Annotated in this window: 18 protein-coding genes and 1 tRNA gene; 7 read left to right on the top strand and 12 right to left on the bottom strand. The window is 30.4% G+C overall.

Going from position 1 to position 18,521, the window contains the following annotated elements:
• Window positions 1-58: 58 nt before the first annotated feature.
• Entirely contained in the window at window positions 59-724 is a 666-nt protein-coding gene (locus tag EW14_RS06580; RefSeq protein ID WP_042850696.1) for a Fe2+-dependent dioxygenase, read from the bottom strand.
• A gap of 102 nt (window positions 725-826) precedes the next feature.
• Here EW14_RS06580 and EW14_RS06575 point away from each other — a divergent pair, with 102 nt between their 5' ends.
• Both EW14_RS06575 and EW14_RS06570 read left to right on the top strand, forming a co-directional pair.
• The gene (locus tag EW14_RS06575) at window positions 827-1,849 is read left to right on the top strand and encodes an extracellular solute-binding protein (RefSeq protein WP_042850695.1); all 1,023 of its coding nucleotides are present in this window, start codon (window positions 827-829) and stop codon (window positions 1,847-1,849) included.
• A gap of 63 nt (window positions 1,850-1,912) precedes the next feature.
• Window positions 1,913-1,997: transfer RNA gene (locus tag EW14_RS06570), tRNA-Ser, on the top strand.
• A 201-nt stretch (window positions 1,998-2,198) separates the two neighbouring features.
• On the opposite strand, the gene EW14_RS06565 is transcribed toward EW14_RS06570, so the two are convergent.
• The 7 genes from EW14_RS06565 to EW14_RS06535 all read right to left on the bottom strand — a co-directional run bounded on the left by EW14_RS06565 (window position 2,199) and on the right by EW14_RS06535 (window position 9,068).
• Complete coding sequence (locus EW14_RS06565; protein WP_042850694.1) at window positions 2,199-2,390, bottom strand: hypothetical protein; 192 nt, start codon at window positions 2,388-2,390, stop codon at window positions 2,199-2,201.
• Window positions 2,391-2,397: 7 nt separating this feature from the next.
• Window positions 2,398-2,559, bottom strand: coding sequence for a hypothetical protein (locus EW14_RS06560; protein WP_156095672.1), 162 nt, complete (start codon window positions 2,557-2,559; stop codon window positions 2,398-2,400).
• Between the two features lie 187 nt (window positions 2,560-2,746).
• Window positions 2,747-5,389, bottom strand: a complete 2,643-nt coding sequence (locus EW14_RS06555) for a DEAD/DEAH box helicase family protein (RefSeq protein ID WP_042850692.1) — start codon at window positions 5,387-5,389, stop codon at window positions 2,747-2,749.
• On the bottom strand, window positions 5,389-7,641 hold the full coding sequence (locus tag EW14_RS10630) for a site-specific DNA-methyltransferase (RefSeq protein WP_042850691.1): 2,253 nt from the start codon (window positions 7,639-7,641) through the stop codon (window positions 5,389-5,391). The genes EW14_RS06555 and EW14_RS10630 overlap by 1 nt, the downstream gene beginning before the upstream one ends.
• 133 nt (window positions 7,642-7,774) lie before the next feature.
• Complete coding sequence (locus tag EW14_RS06545) at window positions 7,775-8,167, bottom strand: hypothetical protein (RefSeq protein WP_156095671.1); 393 nt, start codon at window positions 8,165-8,167, stop codon at window positions 7,775-7,777.
• Complete coding sequence (locus EW14_RS06540) at window positions 8,167-8,718, bottom strand: hypothetical protein (RefSeq protein WP_042850689.1); 552 nt, start codon at window positions 8,716-8,718, stop codon at window positions 8,167-8,169. Before EW14_RS06540 ends, EW14_RS06545 begins: the two co-directional genes overlap by 1 nt.
• Window positions 8,718-9,068 carry a hypothetical protein gene (locus EW14_RS06535; RefSeq protein ID WP_042850688.1) on the bottom strand — a complete coding sequence of 117 codons (351 nt, stop codon included), beginning with the start codon at window positions 9,066-9,068 and terminating at the stop codon, window positions 8,718-8,720. The genes EW14_RS06540 and EW14_RS06535 overlap by 1 nt, the downstream gene beginning before the upstream one ends.
• A 425-nt stretch (window positions 9,069-9,493) precedes the next feature.
• On the opposite strand from EW14_RS06535, the gene EW14_RS06530 reads away from it, so the two are divergent.
• On the top strand, window positions 9,494-11,824 hold the full coding sequence (locus EW14_RS06530) for a DEAD/DEAH box helicase family protein (protein WP_042850687.1): 2,331 nt from the start codon (window positions 9,494-9,496) through the stop codon (window positions 11,822-11,824).
• A 565-nt stretch (window positions 11,825-12,389) separates the two neighbouring features.
• Window positions 12,390-13,016 (top strand): TIGR02466 family protein, encoded by a 627-nt coding sequence (locus EW14_RS09745; protein WP_052044739.1) that lies wholly within the window; start codon window positions 12,390-12,392, stop codon window positions 13,014-13,016.
• 70 nt (window positions 13,017-13,086) lie between these two features.
• Here the strand turns inward: EW14_RS09745 and EW14_RS10390 are convergent, their stop codons facing one another.
• Window positions 13,087-13,257, bottom strand: a complete 171-nt coding sequence (locus EW14_RS10390) for a hypothetical protein (RefSeq protein ID WP_197049562.1) — start codon at window positions 13,255-13,257, stop codon at window positions 13,087-13,089.
• The gene (locus tag EW14_RS06515; protein WP_042850686.1) at window positions 13,254-13,433 is read right to left on the bottom strand and encodes a hypothetical protein; all 180 of its coding nucleotides are present in this window, start codon (window positions 13,431-13,433) and stop codon (window positions 13,254-13,256) included. Before EW14_RS06515 ends, EW14_RS10390 begins: the two co-directional genes overlap by 4 nt.
• Before the next feature lie 307 nt (window positions 13,434-13,740).
• On the opposite strand from EW14_RS06515, the gene EW14_RS06510 reads away from it, so the two are divergent.
• Together EW14_RS06510 and EW14_RS06505 are read left to right on the top strand one after the other, a co-directional pair.
• Window positions 13,741-13,926, top strand: a complete 186-nt coding sequence (locus tag EW14_RS06510; protein WP_042850685.1) for a hypothetical protein — start codon at window positions 13,741-13,743, stop codon at window positions 13,924-13,926.
• A gap of 337 nt (window positions 13,927-14,263) precedes the next feature.
• The gene (locus tag EW14_RS06505) at window positions 14,264-16,039 is read left to right on the top strand and encodes a hypothetical protein (protein WP_225866626.1); all 1,776 of its coding nucleotides are present in this window, start codon (window positions 14,264-14,266) and stop codon (window positions 16,037-16,039) included.
• A 5-nt stretch (window positions 16,040-16,044) separates the two neighbouring features.
• Here the strand turns inward: EW14_RS06505 and EW14_RS06500 are convergent, their stop codons facing one another.
• Window positions 16,045-16,296 (bottom strand): 2Fe-2S iron-sulfur cluster binding domain-containing protein, encoded by a 252-nt coding sequence (locus EW14_RS06500; protein WP_042850683.1) that lies wholly within the window; start codon window positions 16,294-16,296, stop codon window positions 16,045-16,047.
• The gene (locus EW14_RS06495) at window positions 16,293-17,822 is read right to left on the bottom strand and encodes a cobyric acid synthase (RefSeq protein WP_042850682.1); all 1,530 of its coding nucleotides are present in this window, start codon (window positions 17,820-17,822) and stop codon (window positions 16,293-16,295) included. Before EW14_RS06495 ends, EW14_RS06500 begins: the two co-directional genes overlap by 4 nt.
• Window positions 17,823-17,888: 66 nt before the next feature.
• Between EW14_RS06495 and EW14_RS06490 the strand changes: the two genes are divergently transcribed.
• The gene (locus EW14_RS06490; RefSeq protein ID WP_042850681.1) at window positions 17,889-18,500 is read left to right on the top strand and encodes a nucleoside triphosphate pyrophosphatase; all 612 of its coding nucleotides are present in this window, start codon (window positions 17,889-17,891) and stop codon (window positions 18,498-18,500) included.
• The last annotated feature ends 21 nt before the right edge of the window (window positions 18,501-18,521 follow it).

The raw sequence follows: 18,521 nt of genomic DNA, 5'->3' as shown, positions 1-18,521 counted from the left end.
TTATATATAATAATCAACTTCAGACTTAGATTCTTTTTGTTGTATAAAATGATTCTTCTTAATCCCCCATAACTCTTAAGAGATTTGAATAAGATTTGAAAATAAGATCAAGTTCGTCCGATCTGCCATGCTTTGCCAGTAAACTTCTTGCACCTGCTTCTAAATCAAATAAATATTCTCTTTCTTCAATACTTTTTATATAACTCTCAATCCATCCAACGCATACTATTCTTTCTCCATTGAGAACTTCTTGAACTGAATGTAAAAATGTGCTTGGGTAAATTAAAATTTCTCCACTATTAAGTTTAAATTTGTTTTCTGAAGTAAGATTTTCAATTAATAGTTCACCCCCCTCGTATAGATTTTTTTTGGTAAGAAAAATTGTGAAAGATAAGTCAGCCCTGCCTGATGACATATATGCATTATCGATATGTCGTCCATACTTCATCCCTTTGGAGGATTTAGTAAACATGATTCCATGAATATTTTTTGGTAAAGTAAAGCTTTTTATTAAATCATTATTTAAAATTTTTTGTTTAATTAACAAGGATAATTTTTTCGAAATATCTGATGTTCTTTTTAATTGCAAATTATTTTTTACGATTGAGGCGTGACTGCCAGCTGTTTTTTTTCCATCTTCCCAACCTTGATTTTCTTGTTCTAATTCTTTTTCTATAAAATTTATTTCTTCAGCATTTAATAACTGATGAGTTAAATAATTCATATGGCATATAAAAAATGATACACTTCAATGTATCGAAGATGGCTTTAAGAGTTTGAACTCTTTTGATGGGTATAAAGTAACCATAGATACTAATTTTAAAAAGTGCAAAATCTCAAAAAACTTTTTTATTCAGCACTAACATGTACATTTTTGCTAAACGTTAATATACCCGCCAATTCAACAGAAAAAGAAGTCAAAGTTTATTCAGGTAGACATTACAACACAGATAGAAGTATTTATAAAAAATTTGCAGAAGAAACAGGAATAAAAGTCAGACTTATTGAGGCAGCAGGAATTTCTTTAATCGAAAGATTGAAACGCGAAGGGGAGAATTCTCAAGCAGATTTAATATTGTTAGTAGATGCTGCAAGAATTACTAACGCAGCCAAAGCTGGGTTACTTCAACCAATAAAATCTTCTAATTTAGAAAATGATGTACCAGTTGGATTAAAAGACCCAAATAAGGAATGGTATGCATTAACAAGAAGAGTAAGAGTTATGATAGCCAATCCAAAAGTAGTAGATTTTAGCAAGATTAATGATTACACTGATTTGGCTGATCCTTCTCTAAAAGGGAAAGTATGTTTGAGAAATAGAAAAAGTCCATATAATCAATCTTTAGTTGCCAATCAAATAATTAACAAAGGCCAATCAGAAACTAAAGCTTGGTTAAGCGGGATGATTTCAAATGTTTCCCAACCATTTTTCCCAGGTGATATTTCAATAATTAGAGCAGTTTCTAAGAAAAAATGCGGGGTAGGAATTGTTAATCATTATTACGTCGCAAGAATGTTAGCAGGTGTTAATGGAAGGAGAGATGCTTTGTATGCAAAAAAAACAAAGGTCCTTACTCCTAATCCTGCACACGTAAATATTAGTGCCGGTGGTGTTGCAAAATATGCAACAAATAAAAATGAAGCTATTCAGCTGCTTGAATTCTTGGCTTCTCCCGAAGGCAGTAAAGGTTTAGCTGCTCCTACTTTTGAACATCCTTTGAAGGAAGTTAATCAGAATGAAATAGTTAAGAACTTTGGAGAGTTTACGCCTGATAGTGTAACCGTCGAAGACCTTGGAGAGCAAAATTCTTTAGCTATTAAATTGATGAAAGATGCAGGTTGGAATTAAAAATTAAGATAATTATGTAGTTCATAATTTTCTCATTATTACGTGCATACTTAATAAACAGGCGGAGAGGTGGCTGAGTGGTCGAAAGCGAACGACTCGAAATCGTTTAATAGGAAACTATTCGTGGGTTCGAATCCCACCCTCTCCGTATTTCTATACAAATAAGATGTAGTCAGAATTGGTCAGAATGTCCAGATTGACTGTTATGACTGAGTTATTTTAGGTATTCTTTAACCCGTTTGACTTTTATAATTTACCACAATGACCACTTATGTCTCTATGTTGTCTCAAGGTTATTTTTTAAAAGTCTCTAGGTTTTTAAGGGACAAATAATTTTAAAGGTTGTTTTCTATTCATCTTCTTCAGGATGATGTGGGTCTGGATGAGGAGGTGTCGCGGCATTGTATTCTTCAGATGTTGATTCTCCTGTCATCAATTTAGTAATCCATCCTCTGTGCCAAACCTCTAGTTCATCCCTTTGCCAAGGTTCTAGATCGGGATACATTTCTTCTAATTCTTCAGAAGTCTTTGGTGGTTGCATTTTTTCTTTAAAAATCTACTTCCATTGGTATTTCTAAAATCGGATTCTTTATGCCATGTTTCTTGGCGGTTTCATGCATAACTTTATAGTCATGTTTACATTCTTCGTAGAATTTCTTTTCTTCTTCTGTAGCGTCTTTATTTAAAGGTTTGCCTGTAGTCGCAAGCATTAATAGCGTTTGGTATCTTTTATTAGTAATCATGATGTTTTACTTTTCTTGGATATGGAATTTCTTTAGATTTATAATCTTTATATTAATTTATTCTGTCAATAACTAAAAAGGTGTTTTGAGAAATATTGGTGGAATTTGAAAATATTGGTGAAATGGGTTCGAATGTAAGATTAAAAATTTTTTATCAAATCATATTTAACAAATCAAAAAAACAATTAGGTTTAACTTTTATAGAATTCCAAACTTCTTGTCTTAAGTAAAGACAATCCCAATTAATATTTTGAGTCTTAGTAGCATCTTTACACCAGGTTTCTAGTCTTTTATATTTCAAAGGATCATTCAATGTTTCTGCTCCTTTGGTTTCAACAATCCAAATACTTTCATCCTTTAATTTAATGAAGAAGTCAGGGTAGTAACTCCCTATCCTTCCATCATGTTTAACGTATTCAATATACTGCTTCATTTGAATGTCATTTTTGAAAAAAGATACTACATCATCAAAACTATCTAGATGCTTAGCAAATTCAATTTCAAATTTACTATCTCCAGCAATAAAATTAAAAATAGATTTTTTAGGAGAATAATAAATCTTTTTTCTTGACGACAAATAGGGTTTTGTATTAGATACAAATGTGGAAAGGTTTGAATCCTTAAAACCTAAATCTTTCAAGGACAAATTATTAATTTCTTTTTTAAAAGTTTCTATTATTTGACTGGTAATAAAGGGTTCCGATAGATTCCTAATTATATTTAAATCATCAATATCAACGTGTTTTCCAAATAAAATATCTGATACAAAAATCTTTAACTTTCCATATATAAAATGATTCACTCCTAATTTTGAAAAACCAAGATCTTTTATAATAACCTCAGTAAAAAATCTCAATACTGTAGTAGAAGTTAAATATTCAAGATTATCAAATTTAATTGACTTTTGTTCAGAGTCTTCGATTATATCTTTAAAAATTATCTCTTTAATTGATTCTTCTTTAGAGTAGTTTCTTAATTTACAAGGTTTAAATTTGAATTCATTAGGATTCAATAATTGTAAGGAAAGAAAATCCCTACCATACCTTTTTGGAATAGAGGGGATTTCAATATCTAATTCATTTATATTCTTTGATCCATTTTCCTCATCTACATTTATAACTACTGGTCCAGAGGATGGATTACTTCCCCCCGTCGGTATTTCCTCTAGTTCAACCCCTTCTTCAGAAATACTTTTTACATAATCAATAAAGTTATCTGTTCCAATAACATCTAATTCTTCGTCTAACTGTTGCCCAAAATACATTCTTCTCAAACCTCTTCCTAAGGTTTGTTCTGGCAATATATGAGAAGCATATGCTCTTAGACCGACAATAGTTGTGACATTCCGTACATCCCAACCCTCCTTGAGCATAAGCACCGAAATAATAACTTTAATTGGACTATCTAAATCATCAACAGTATTAACTAATCTTCTTAATCTCTGTAATTCTTCTTTCCCTTTTGAGGTATTTTCATTTATTTCGCCTGTTGAATCTCTCGCATTATCTTTTGTATGAATTACAAAAATACCGTTTTTTAAGAGTGGGAAAGTAGACTTTAAGTAATTTTCTACGTCATCACAATTTTTTGTATCGTCAACCATTATGAACAAAAGTGCTTTTTTGTTCATTTTTTTATGTTTTTCATATTGTTTCTTCCAAGTCTCATACCCTAGATGAAGATAATCACGATATTTTTCAGAAAAAATTGATGAAGGATATTCTTTTAACTTTTCTCTACTTGGTAAATCAGGAATTACAGGTTTCTTAACAACTTCTTGATAAATTGCTTCTACTAATGGGTAATCAGAAATTGTTTGAGTAAAAATTTCTCCTTTTTTATTTTTTGGGGTTGCTGTCACGTCAATTTGCAAAACAAGTTTTTGCCCTTTTTGTTTTAAAGAGTTATGAATATCCTCTATTGATCTTTTCCAGGCAGTATTTTCGTAAACGTGATGTGCTTCATCATTTAATACGATAAGGTTATCTAGTTTTTTAACTGTTTCTTTTACAGTATTCTTTATCCCACCTTTTTTAATATTAGGTTCAGGTCCTAAGAATTTACTTTTTAAATCATATTCATTGTTTTGTTTATTCCTCTCTGCAAATCTCTGCACGTTAGTTAAAAAAATATTGCCCAGATCAGATATACTTTTGATATCGTCTTGGATATGAACTTTAGGAGAAAAACTCCATGATCTGTTTTCGTACCCGTTGAGAGGAATAATTGGATCATTATTAAATATATTTAATCCTTCTATGTCAGTCCTTAATCTGTCCAACACAATAGTATTAGGTGCCATTACTAAAAAATTTTTGGAAAGGATAGAATCGCTTTCGTATAAAGAATGAAAATATGACCAAGCAATTAATAAAGACAATACTTTTGTTTTGCCACTACCTGTTGCCTGTTTAATAATTAACCTTAACCAATCATCTTGGAGAAAATCCTCTGTGATACCCCAAGAGTCTAGAGTAAGCAAATCTCTATTAGATCTGACCTTCTTGTATTCAAAAAGATAAATAATAGATTCTACTGATTCTCTTTGAGCAAAATAATACTGAAAATCATTCTTATGTTGATAATTAAACCAGAAATTAAGTAAGTATTTTGATGTATCTGAAACGCCATCATATCCAAACTGTCTCCATTCATGCACTTCTTCTCGGATTTTCTCGACAAAGGGTGCATTAAATTGTTGAATTGGTTTTTTAACTAGATCAATATCTGGTTTCCATCTTTCGCTGGGTATATTTATCTCAAACGGAGATTTTGAAAGACCTGGAGGTATTGGCATTAAAGATCAACCTCGATAACTTTCATTGTGTCATTACCAAAAATATCAATAACTTTTACAGCAACTTTTGTACTTTTCTTAAAACATTCTCTTTCGGAAGTTCTTAATTCTAATTGAAAGTCAGTTTGTTTTGTTCTGAAAGATTGCCATTCATTTTCAAAAATATAATTTCCGGTCCATTTGTCTAGAAATTGTTTGTTCTCATCCTCAATTTTTATAATTTCTTTTCTAGATTCAAAATCAAAATCTACTGCCCAATAATCAATCCAATCATGCCATTTTTTAGTTAATAATTTTTCTTTTATAACACCATCTTTATCTCTTTTTTTCTCAATTATTTGACCATTTTCAACAACTACTTTTGTCCTATTGTTCTTAGTATCCTGACTGAATTCAAATGATTCTTCATTATAAAATACCGCAAAATCACTAAGTTCAACAGAAATTTTATTATTAACTACGTTACATTTAAAGTCTATGTATGCAACGTCATGGAAAATAACTTGCCCTTTTTCTACTGCCCTTTTATCAAAAATTTCTATTGGGATTTGTTTATAATTTAATCGTAAACCTTTCTTCTTTGCTTCCTCTTGTATTGTTGGGAATAAACCCATTTCATATTCAAAACCCAATACATCAACAGCAATAATATTATTCTCAATACATTCATTAATTACTTCTTCGATATGATTTCTTGATAGAGGTTGGTTTACAGGACCAAGGGATACGAAACTATCACCTTTTTTAGCATGTAAAGTCTTAAATCCTTCAACTTTATTTGCCTTATATGCTTCAAATATGAGATTTTCAAATTCTTGAAATTTTATATTTCTATTCTTTAGAGATATTTCATCTTTAGCAAAAGGTTTATCGTCAAGAAAATGTTGCCTTTGATATTTACCTAAATTTAATACTTGAAATGCCATCCAGGGTTTCTCATTCTTTTTTAATTCCCTCTGAATGCTTATCATTCTCTTTCTAGTAGTATGAATAGCAAATTTGCCAAGATCTGCACAAATCCATTTTCTTCCTAATTTTTCTGCAACTGCAGATGTAGTACCTGAACCAACAAAAAAATCACAGATCAAATCTCCAGGATTTGAAGAAGTTAAAATTACCCTTTCCAATAACTCTTCTGGTTTCTGAGTGGGATAATTCATTCTTTGTGAAGATTGCGATGATAATTGCCCGATGTCGTCCCACAGATTGGAAATTGGTTTCCCTTTAAGTTCATCTAAATAACGTTTTCTTCTAATTCGACCATCAATTGATTTTGGGAATACAAGTCTTCCATCCTTATCAAATTCTTTCATTTTCTCAAGTGAAATTGCCCATCCATTTTTTGGAGGTTTATAACCCTTATATTCGTATCGTAAGGTTGGTCTGAAAGCAGGATTCGCTAAATTATCACTTTGATAAAGTCTCCCATCAGGATCTTTGTGTCTAAAAAGTTCTTTAATATAGTTTGGGTCTTGCTCCCCGTATTGCGGATTAAAAATATTTTCTTGACTTTTTCTGTAGTAAAAAATCGAATCAGTCCCATGTCCAAATCTTTTTGTTTTTGTTCCTATTTGACTAGTACTGCCAGTTTTCCTTTTCCAAATAATTTCATTGCAAAAATTTTCTTCACCAAAAATTTCATCAAGAATTTTTCTAATTGAACTATTTACTCGCCAATCACATTGAACAAAAATGCTTCCATCATCTGCTAGTAAATCTTTAATCAATTTTAATCTCTCATAAATCATGGATAGAAAAGAATCATTACCCTTACCCCAAGTGTCTCTGTAAGCAATATGTTCAAGAACATTAGGTTGTTTTTCATAGGTATAGTCTCCAATTTCTAAGTTCATAGAAAAATCTGCTCCAACATCAAAGGGAGGATCTATATAGACAAGTTTTATACCACCCTGCTTTTCAATTTCATCCCTCATAGGACCATTTTTTAAAGAGGAAAGAATAAATTTGTTATCGCCCCAAATTAACTTATTATTCCAAGTGTTACCTGCAGAAGTTTTTCTGAAATCAAGTAATTGCTGCTCAAGAATTTGATCCTCTTTTCTTGGTTCATCTATTTGTTCAATTATTTGAAAAGGTAAAGCAATATTCGTAATCTCATTAGATTTCCCGTTCCATTTTAATTCAATTTCTCTAGAGTCTTCAAAAAGTAGAAATCTATATTTTTCGGGTAAATTTTTCCCCGCTTGGATCATATTGATGATATTTCTTTTTTCGTTATCTGATAACTTCATTAAAGTTTATTATGAAATTTTTTAGAGAGTTATTGTAGACAAATTGAAAAGATTGTTTTCTCGTTTATCAATGAGGTAACCAACCCTCATCAATTTTAAATTAGCATAAATTTATTTTTTGTTTATTGCATCTTCAAAGAGTTTTATCTAACCATTTTAATCGATCTTTTTTGAGAATCATTTCACAATACTCATAATGAGGACCATATTTATTCCAAGTGCATTCGGTTTGATAATAAGTCTTAAACGCAGTTTGACTTCTCTTTAATTGGCAAGCATGTGATTCAAATCCCTCTTTATCGCAATCACCTCTAGAGGATATTTGCTTTTGAATTAAAGAATCAAGTTTTTTTGATGCTTTTGTTGAGCATTCCCAGACTAATGCATTATTCATTTTTTTAGGCAAAGCATCATCTAAACATTTTGAATAGAAATCATATTTGTCATATTCTTTTTTATCCTTTGTTTCAGAATTAATGGGAGATAAAAAACTTAAAAATAAGATACCAAATAAAAGTTTTTTCATTAATCCCATCCATAAGGAAAGAACTTTCTACACCCACCTGAATTAACAAAAAAACCTTCGGTAGCATCAATAATGGTTTTCATTTCTTTTGATAATTTTTGTCTTCCAAATTCACCATCTTTAGTGAAAGGAATCGAATAATAATAACCTTGTGACAGTGATGGCATTAATGCTCTTAACTTCCCAGATTTCCTATCTTCTATTGAAGTCGCTCTTCCTAATTGATTTCCAACAAAATTCATAAAATGTCCTGTTCTTATCTTTTCTGTATTTTTTGTTCTTTCCTGATAGGTTTTTTCTTCGTTTAATAATTCAGGTGAATATGTCATCGCAGTGTAATATTGACCTCCGTATCCATTCCAGATACCTACATAGAAACCTAATGAAGGTTTATTTTTATAATTTAAAGTCCCAATACCACCAGCGGAACCAATATATTTTAAAGTTATAGTTACATCTGGTTCTACTTCACTTGTAAGAGTGCAAATCGAGTCTGCCTTAACTGAAGGAATAACACCTAATAAAAGTGGCAAAAGGAGGAAGAGTTTCATTACCTACGACGACTAAGATCTATTAACTTAGTGGTCTTCTCGCAAATATCAACTTCTATCCATTCCATAGTGACTGTATGAGTAGGCATATCCTCTTTTGCACCGACTGAATATTTACACTCTCCCCTTTTATAAACCCAATACCAAGGATATTTGTAATGAGTATTACGTTCAATCCTTTTTGTAAGCATTTTCCAATAGGTGTCGTTAACTAATTTAATTGCTGCTCTTTCTCCCTCAGAGCATTCACCTTGCGATTCTGGGCAGGTCAATTTATGCCTGGGATACTGTTCCGCATTTACAGGAGTATTAAAACCAAATAGTAAAAATAAAAGAAGTAGTTTTTTCAAAATTATTATCCTTCAACTAATTTTAAATACCGTGTCAATATCAAAAAATTAAAGAGGGTGTAAATTAGGTCTCTTAGGTAATAAAAACTAAAATGTCTCTAGGTTGTCTCTTGGTTTTATATGAATTACTAAACTAAACTGTGGTCAGAGTAGGTCTATACTGGAATTCTAGATTGAATTCTATGTACACCCTCTCCGTAAAATATTTTTTAGCCGAAAATTTTAACTTAGGTATTAGTCATAGACTTGAAGATTTTCCAGAAATTTGGTCTTAACTTTTCAATTTCTTATTTTGTGTTGTGGGATTTGTTGTGGTATTTGAGTGCGGTGTTGTGGGATTGAGCTCACTTTTTATTAAAGTTGTAAATTTCGATTTAGTTTTATAATTTTGTTGGGAGTATATTTGTTTTAACTTTTTTTTAAAAATGCTTTCAGAAAGATCAATTCAAGTTATAGATCTTTTTAAGAAACCAGAAACAAAAGATTTAGTTTTTGCCTCAAATAATTGGGATGAGTTTTCCAAAAATATAACTCAACTTGGATCAAGTCCAGAAAATAATAAAAAAAAGGGGGATGTATTCGAATTATTAACTTCCCTTTATTTCGTAAATAATCCTATTTTTTCTAGTAAATTAGTAAATCTTTGGCACCATACCAATGTTCCAAATCAAATATTTGATTGTTTAGATTTGCAGAAACCAGAAGTTGGTGTTGATCTTATAGCTGAATCAAATGATGGGAATCTTTGGGCAATTCAATGCAAATATCACGAGGATATAAACAAAAACGTTTCTTATGATGAGGTCAGTACTTTTTTTGGGATTACAGAAAGAGAAATAACTTATAGCAAAATAAGACATCGGATTATAAGTTCATCAGCGTTAGAAGTTAGTAAGAAAATTTCAAATGTTCATAGAGAAAAATTAGGTTTTTTAACATATTCAGATTTCTCCCAACTCAATAATGAAGATTTTAAAAATTTTCATTCAATTTTAGATAATCAAAAAATAATACTTAGTAAATATGAGCCAAGGGAACATCAAAAGATAGCCCTGAGAAATTGTCTTGATTATTTCTCTAGAGAATCTAGAGGCAAACTAATACATCCTTGTGGTTCTGGAAAAAGTTTAACTGGGTACTGGTTTTTCAGATATATGAATGGTCGAAATGCGATAATCATTGTTCCTAGCTTACAGCTTGTAAAACAAACTCTTAAAACTTGGGCTAGAGAATTTCTATGTGAAGGGATAGAAATTGATTGGATTGCCGTTTGTAGTGATGATGATGTCAAAAATCTTGATGATCCAGCTTTAAATACTTTTGAAATTGGTATCGAGGTTAATACTGATAATCAAATAATTTCCTCGTTCTTAGAAAAAGATTCTGACAAAATAAAAATTGTAATTACTACTTATCAAAGTGGAAAAAAAATAATAGAAGCTGGGAAAGATTCAGGTTTAATTTTCGATATTGGAATATTTGACGAGGCACATAAAACTGTAGGTAATAAGAAAAAACCTTTCGCACAACTTCTTTACGATGAAAATATTCAAATCACAAAAAGATTATTTATGACAGCTACTGAAAGAGTTTTTAAAGGAGATTCTGAGGAGATTGTCTCAATGGATGATGAGCAAATTTATGGAAAAGTTGTTGATCAAATCTCATTTAAATCTGCTCTAGAACAAAAACCTCCAATTCTTTCCGATTATAAAATTTTCTCCACAGTGATTTATAAAGATCAGATAAAAGAATTAATTGATAATAATGAATTTCTTACTGCTGGTAATAAGTTGTGGTCTTTTGAAGCTGATGCCTCTACATTCGCAGCATTAATTACTTTAAGGAAGATTATCAAAGAACATAAAGTAAAACATATAATCTCATTTCATAGGAATATAAAAAGGGCTAAGGAATTTAGAGAATTAAATGAGGAAGTAAATAAATTAGGAGGAGAATTTGGATATGTTCATTCTTTTCATATTTCTGGAAAAGATAGTACCGGGAAAAGATCAGAAGCACTTAATAGATTTATTTATGAAGATCCAAGTTTAATAACTAATGCAAGATGCCTTACTGAGGGGGTTGATATCCCAGAAGTTGATGCAGTACTTTTTGCGGATCCAAAGCATAGCAAGGTAGATATAGTGCAGGCAGCTGGAAGGGCAATGAGAGTTTCCCAAAATAAAGAATTTGGATATATTATTTTGCCGATAGTACTTGAGGGGGAAGATAATAGTTCCGTTCAGGAGAATGCTTTCAAACAAATAATTACAGTGTTATCTGCCTTAGGAATGAGTGATGAGAGAATTATTGCTGAGTTTCAACAAATCGCACAAGGAAAAGTTCCAAAAGAAAGAATTTTTAAATTCATTGAAGATGAGGAAGTATTTAGTTCAATTAATCTAAAAGAGTTTTATTCAAATATTGACTTAAAAATATGGAATAGGTTGAGTTTTGCAAAAACCTTTATGTATGATGCTCCATTTTCAGATTGGATGAGAAAAGAAACAAATTTGAGTGACAGTTCTGTTGGGAAATATGTCAGTGCGGTTTATAAAATTACCAATGAGATTTTAAAAATGAAACCTCAATATTCAACTGTTGATGAATTAGTAAGAAATGAGGATTTAGAAGAATTAAAAAATGAATGGTTATCTGTGCCTGAGAACAAAGCTTTAGACGTTAGAGGTAAAAGTATGTATAGTGCAGGCTTCAATAAATTAATTTCTTTTTTTAGGAGTCATAATTCATAGTTCCCAAAAACTAAGTCTGGCTTCTGTGTTGTTGGATGTGTTGTGGGATGTGTTGTGGGATTATCAACTATGAGTTGGTTTACCCTTCCCTATTGTTCCCATAAAAGCACATATGGACTGAACTCAACTTCTAGACTCTCCGTACGTTTTTAAATTATCTAATTTCACGGACGATAAATTTATTAAAATTTCTCTGATTTTATAGTTATAAATCAATCTTGTATGATTAAAATTTTAAAGTACTTCTTAAATTTAACCTGAAAGAATAATTGATTTTGGCGGTTTTGTTGGCGGGAATTTAAAAAGCTGTTGACGGGTTAATCACAAAAGTTAAAAACAAGAGTTCCCACTTTAGTTATTTGACGATAGATTTAAGAGTAATAAAATATCAAAAATCAATTTGAATTATTTAAATACTTTTTTTATTATTGCTTTTAGTTCTAGCTAACTATTCTAATTTGTACCTTACGCATTTCAAAAAGAGGAGATAGCAATCTTTTAAAATGGATGTTTTTAAATAATTTTTATATTTACACTGATGAAATGATTTATAAATTTTTTATAAATGAAAATTCAAATTAAACCTGGTTTTTTATTCCCAACACAGTTTTGGACTGCTGAACTAAATGAAAATATAGAGCAATTACAAAAAGAGGCTTATTTGATCAGAAAAAATGATAAAGATGGTGTTGTTAAAAGTAATTCTGGTTTTCAATCATATCATTCAAAAGACATTAGAGATTTAAATAATCTTCCAGGAACCAATCATTTATTAAAGCAAATTATTAATGCTGTTAATACAATTCATCAAATCAGCAGAAAAGGTGACCTACAATTAACAAATTTTTGGATAAATATAAGTGGAAAAGGTTCTTCTAATACGCCTCATACTCATTCAGGCTTAACTTATTCAGGTGTATTTTTCATTAAAGTACCAAAAGAAATGAAAGGAGGAAGATTTCTTTTCTATAGGAATTTTAATGAAGCTGACTTCATTTCCTCAGAATATATGGGTCTTTTTAAAGAAGGCTACCAAATGCAAGGATATGACTATCCCATTAATACAATTTCACCAAAGGAAAATTTGCTAGTTGTTTTTCCTTCCTGGGTTCCTCACGCGGTTGAGATTAATTTATCTGATGAGGAAAGAATAAGTCTTTCGTTTAATTTTAAATTAAATAGAACTTTCTAAGGGACGATTAATTCTGTTAATTATTTTCAAATTCTTTGAATGATGATTGCATTTGAACTGTATTTTCTAATTATTCATATTTATCTAAACCTCTTATTTCTCTCCATCTGGAATACATATATCCAAGATAGATTCCTTGCATAAAGTTTTTTGCTCCATGCTCTATAAGATTTTTTGAAAATTTATTATTAAATTTTCTACTTTCTAATAATTCTTTCTGCCAGTTTATTTTCTCTGTCATTGCTGTTGCTCCTGTAATTTCTTTAGTCTTTCGTATTCAACATGCAGAACACCAAGACGCCATGCATCTTTTAATCCTTTTATACCTCCCATTAAGAGTTTCGCATCTGAAAGAGAATGTGACTTCATGTTTAAGAAATCTTTCTGCCATGATTTGTCATCCCGCTTGGTGCTCATACATTCTCTAAATACTTTTTGAACTTTTTCAAAGAGATTTTAATTATTATACTTCTAATAAGAAAAAGTAAGATTTCCTCATAGGTTTAATTATTGAAAAAACATTATTAAAATTGAAAAAAATAAGAGAGCATTTGTTTGCTCTCTTGAAGTCGTATTCACCTCTCTGTCCACAAAGTCGATGAAGTGCTTTTGAATCCTGTACTATTTCTATTCCTACTGCATTAGAAAAGATAGTCGTGACAACCACAAAGCAATAATATTCGGGTAATAATACTCTATGTATTTCAAGCTAAAAGTAGGATAATTGAAACGTAGAGATAAAGGAGGTTTTATGAAACTAACTTCTCCATTCACCTTTCTAAGAAATGCAACTTCAGATATGTGGGGAATGCATGATTTTAATTATCAACTACCTAAAAATCAAAGACAAGATTATTGGGAAAAAGAATGTATAGACCACCCAACAAGTTCTCATTGCAAAGTTTACTAAAGGCAATATAAATTAAGACCCTTGTCAAGATATTTTCTTTTATTTAAGAAGATATTTTTAATTTAAAACTAAAAAATGCCTTTTAATAATTCAATATATATATGATTGGTAGTTTTTCGTAACTGGATTTTTGGTGCTGGATAATATCAGTCACTCTCTAAAATACAAAATCTACTTCAGAAATTCTCTTATGACCTTGGAAATTATATGCTTGAAAATTTTTAAAATTGATTTTTCGATTTTTTATAGAGTATTATTATAAAATTCCCAGACGTAAGAAGGTTTTAATATGAGGTTGATTTTATATATATATTTGTTGAGTCAAATCTTCAATTTTATGGGGGTTATTGCAGAGAAAGTAAACGAAGATCAGCCCGAATTAAATAAAATTAATTGGAAAAAGGTTTCCGAAACAAAATCTATTCCTTTGAAAAAGATTATATGGAAATCCTACAATAATGATGAAAACATCTTTGAGAATGTAAATGTAAACGAAGCTTCTAAAACTAAGTTTGATCCTTTAAGTAAAGAGATAATATATGAACCTTTAAATAAATCAGCTTTTTTTCTCACCGAAATTGAACCTTTTTTACCACTCAATAATTACCTTGAATATGGAAATTTTCAAACATCTGTTAGGTGGAAATCATCTTTTGACGGAGGTATATCGGGCGGAACTGGGCAACAAAACCCTTCATTTATTTTGGATTATGGAATCTCAGATTCCTCCCTTCTTTCTATTTATATAACTGGAGCTGATGATGACTTATATAACTTAGTTGGTGGTCAGACAATTAACTATTATTGGCAAAATTACGCAATTTCATTTAAGAAAAAATTTATAGATGAGAAAAATTTTAATTTTGGATTGTCATGGGTATCCACTCTTGAATATTGGAGGCTCGCTAGTGGATCTGAAACAGCGAAAAGCATCTATAATCAAAAAGATAATTCATTCGGTAAAGACAAATTTGAAGAATTAGTTGGGGCTATATCTTTTCCTATATCAAAAAATTTTAATGACAAATTTACTGCTTTAATTGTCCCTGGCATTACATTTTTACCTGAGAAATTAGGATCCAAAGGAATTGGCAAAAATGCGTATGGCAATAATTTTTATATTGGAAGTGGCCTTGTCTATGATGTGGCTGATAATCTTAATCTTCTTTTCTCATATACAACCCCTTTAGGTCCAGGCAATAATTCTTTTGACCGTGATTTAAATTACTCTAGAAAGTCTATATATAGCTTTGGTTTGGGATGGGATATTAATCCAAAGATTGGAATTGAAGGAAAAATAACCAATTCATATGGGGCTTCACCCTCTACGGGATTACTTACTATTCCATCAGATAATCTTCCACTTTATTCAGCTAACATATCTTATAGACCATACGGAGAGGATACAAACCTTAACCCTCTTAATGAACGAGACAAATTAATTAGTAATGGTGGAATTACTGTAAATAATGCCTTAATACCAAGAGCTGGAACTTCTCAATTTAACTTTAACTATGATAACAGAGGAAATTTGTTTGGTTTTTATGGTTATTCTTTATCAAATATATTCCAATTAGAGCTTCTAAATATTGGTAGTTTTAATGATTTAAACCTTAGTGGAAATAAAAAATCAAATTTATATTCAACCTACTTAGCTGAAAATAATCTTAATTTTAGGTTAGGCGGGAAACTTTTATTATTTAGTCCCCAAAAAGATGACCTTTATTGGGCTTCATTAAGATCATCGTTTGGTAGAAATGACAATACTAATCAAGGATATTTATTCACAGAATTAATCAATACTTTTAGGTTAAATAATAGATTAACATTTAATATAAGTCCCAAATATTTTTTTAGTGGAGTGGAAAGTTTTGGAGGGATAGGCTTCTCAAGTTACTTGAATTTGTCAGAAAGTTTAATGCTTATTCCAGAAATAAATACTTCAATTAAAAACGATTCGAATTTTAATACTACTATCGCATTGAGATATTCTCTCTCACCTGAAAAGTCATTAGATTTATATTATTCTAATGCTGCAGGGGTTCAAGACATTGGACAACTCCTTAAAGATAAAGAATATAGATTAGGAATTAAGATGAATTTTTTACTTTAAAAAATTTAGGTTTCCCAAAAAGGATCTGTAGTTAATGAAACTTTTAATAAGCCTTTTTTATTATTTTTAATATCACTTATACAAGCTCTTATAGTTTCACCATTTACATCTATTTCGCATGCACCGCAACTTCCTGTAAGACAGCCTGAGGGAATTGCTAAACCAGCTTTTTGTGCAGATAAGAACCAATCATCACCCTCTGAAGCAAAGGTCTCATTATCATTTGGCCATCGAATTTTAATTTTTGAGTTTTTCAAATTAATAATGATGAGAGATTTAAATGCTTTTCAAATTCATTTGCGAGATTTTCAATTATTAATTCCCTCTTAACTCTATAAGACCTTGTTTTTTTCTTTAATGGCGGTAATTTTTTTCTCTTTCTTATCAAATTTATATATTGATCTCTCCACTTATCATTTTCAAATATCCCATGAATATATGTACCGGCAATTATTCCACCTTCTTTATTTTCTTTATACCAACCTAGATCTAAGTCTTTGAAAATAGTTTTAATCTTTAATGAGCCTTGCTGTTTATCTAATTCAGTTTGGCCATTATGAATTTCAAAGCCATTAATTTTTGATTGGCATGGCCATAATGATTCAGAGTTGATTTGACGTGTTAATTTTTTATTAAAGAAAGTCGTTTTTAATGGTAGTAATCCAATGCCTTTAATTTTTTGTTCAGAATAATTTTTGGAACCTTCTTTCAAATAAGGATCTTCAAGTGTTGTGCCTAGCATTTGTAATCCTCCACAAATGCCAATAATATTTCCTTGATTATTTGCATATTCCCTTAAGTTCTGAGATAAGCCAGAATTTTCAAGAAATATTTGATCTTTAATAGTTTGTTTGCTGCCAGGAAGAATAATAAAGTCATACCTCTTTAAGTTCTGAGATTCTTCAATCCATTCAATTAATATTGAATCCTCATTTTCTAATGGATCAAAATCTGAGAAGTTACTTATAGATGGTAATTTTATTATCCCAACTTTAATTTCAGGATTCCTAAAATGAGATTTTTTTTCTAATAAATCTAAAGAATCTTCGGGGGGGAAAGAATCATTTAACCATGGAATAATTCCAATAACAGGGATTTTAGTTTTACTTTCTATCCATTTCTTCCCTTCTTCAAATAATGAGATGTCTCCTCTGAATCTATTAATAATAATTCCCTTAATAAGTTTTTTTTCTTCTGGTTTCATTAATTCAAGGGTTCCGATTATTTGTGCAAATACCCCTCCCCTTTCAATATCAGTAACTAAAATGCAATTTGCATTTAAATACTTAGCAACTTTTAAATTAGTGAGATCTCTATGAATTAAATTCATCTCTACTGGACTTCCAGCTCCTTCGATAATTAAACGGCAATTTGGTTTTTTTTTATAAATAGAATTTAGACTTTTTTTAATTACTTCCCAACCTGGAACAAACCAGTCTTGGTAGTAATTTTTGGCGGTTGTTATTCCTATACTTTTGCCAAGGTGAATCACCTCACTTATTGAATTTCCTTGTGGTTTTAATAAAATGGGATTCATCTCTGTAGAGGGTTTAATACCACAAGCAAAAGCTTGGAGTGCTTGTGAATATGCCATCTCTCCACCTTCCCAGTCAACCCAAGCGTTATTACTCATATTTTGTCCTTTAAAAGGGATTGGTTGTTCTCCTAAATTTTTAAGAATCCTACAAATAGCAGTAACCGTTAGAGATTTTCCTGCTCCACTGGAAGTTCCTAGGACCATTATTGGCTTTTTTATTTCATGTAATTTTCCTTCTAAATCCATTAGTAATTTAAATTAATTTTAAAATTTATTAATTAGAAAATTGAATTATAATTTAGTAAAAAATTTGTGTTAATTCTAGCCTCTGCATCCAAATCTAGAAAGAAATTACTTGAAAATTGTCAAATTGAATTTATCCAAATATCAAGTGACTTTGATGAAACTACTATTCAAGAAAAGAACATATTTAATTTAGCTTTAGAATTATCTTTTCAAAAGGCTAATAGTTTATCTGAAAAAATTCAAACAATATCATTGCCTGTAGAGTTTAATTTCGGTTCTTTGGAAATACTTGGGTGTGATTCGATTTTTGAATTTAAGGGAGAAGCTTATGGAAAACCATCTAATAAAGAAGAGGCAATTATTAGATGGAAAAAAATGTCTGGAGAATTTGGATTTTTACATACTGGTCATACTCTAATAGTTGGAAGTTTTGACTCAACTTCCAAAAATTTTAAAATCACTGAAATAATAAAAGAAACAGTAAGTTCAAAAGTTTATTTTTCTAAGTTGGAAGATTGGGAAATCAAGAGTTATGTAGATACAAATGAACCTCTATATTGCGCCGGAGGATTTGCTTTGGAAGGTATAGGCGGTAAATATATAGAAAAAATAGAGGGTTGCTTCAGTAATGTAATGGGATTAAGTTTGCCATGGCTTAGAGAAAATTTATATAGATAATAAAATTGAGCCAAAAAAAAA

It is taken from the genome of Prochlorococcus sp. MIT 0604, assembly GCF_000757845.1.
Lineage (GTDB): Bacteria > Cyanobacteriota > Cyanobacteriia > PCC-6307 > Cyanobiaceae > Prochlorococcus_A.
The sequence above is the reverse complement of the archived record's forward strand: the minus strand, read 5'-3'. Positions and strand labels throughout refer to the sequence as shown.

Coding starts and splice junctions, on each gene's coding strand:
- EW14_RS06580 (WP_042850696.1), bottom strand. CDS start 724: ATGAATTATTTAACTCATCAGTTATTAAATGCTGAAGAAATAAATTTT.
- EW14_RS06565 (WP_042850694.1), bottom strand. CDS start 2,390: ATGCAACCACCAAAGACTTCTGAAGAATTAGAAGAAATGTATCCCGAT.
- EW14_RS06560 (WP_156095672.1), bottom strand. CDS start 2,559: ATGCTTGCGACTACAGGCAAACCTTTAAATAAAGACGCTACAGAAGAA.
- EW14_RS06555 (WP_042850692.1), bottom strand. CDS start 5,389: ATGCCAATACCTCCAGGTCTTTCAAAATCTCCGTTTGAGATAAATATA.
- EW14_RS10630 (WP_042850691.1), bottom strand. CDS start 7,641: ATGAAGTTATCAGATAACGAAAAAAGAAATATCATCAATATGATCCAA.
- EW14_RS06545 (WP_156095671.1), bottom strand. CDS start 8,167: ATGAAAAAACTTTTATTTGGTATCTTATTTTTAAGTTTTTTATCTCCC.
- EW14_RS06540 (WP_042850689.1), bottom strand. CDS start 8,718: ATGAAACTCTTCCTCCTTTTGCCACTTTTATTAGGTGTTATTCCTTCA.
- EW14_RS06530 (WP_042850687.1), top strand. CDS start 9,494: ATGCTTTCAGAAAGATCAATTCAAGTTATAGATCTTTTTAAGAAACCA.
- EW14_RS09745 (WP_052044739.1), top strand. CDS start 12,390: ATGAAAATTCAAATTAAACCTGGTTTTTTATTCCCAACACAGTTTTGG.
- EW14_RS10390 (WP_197049562.1), bottom strand. CDS start 13,257: ATGACAGAGAAAATAAACTGGCAGAAAGAATTATTAGAAAGTAGAAAA.
- EW14_RS06515 (WP_042850686.1), bottom strand. CDS start 13,433: ATGAGCACCAAGCGGGATGACAAATCATGGCAGAAAGATTTCTTAAAC.
- EW14_RS06505 (WP_225866626.1), top strand. CDS start 14,264: ATGGGGGTTATTGCAGAGAAAGTAAACGAAGATCAGCCCGAATTAAAT.
- EW14_RS06495 (WP_042850682.1), bottom strand. CDS start 17,822: ATGGATTTAGAAGGAAAATTACATGAAATAAAAAAGCCAATAATGGTC.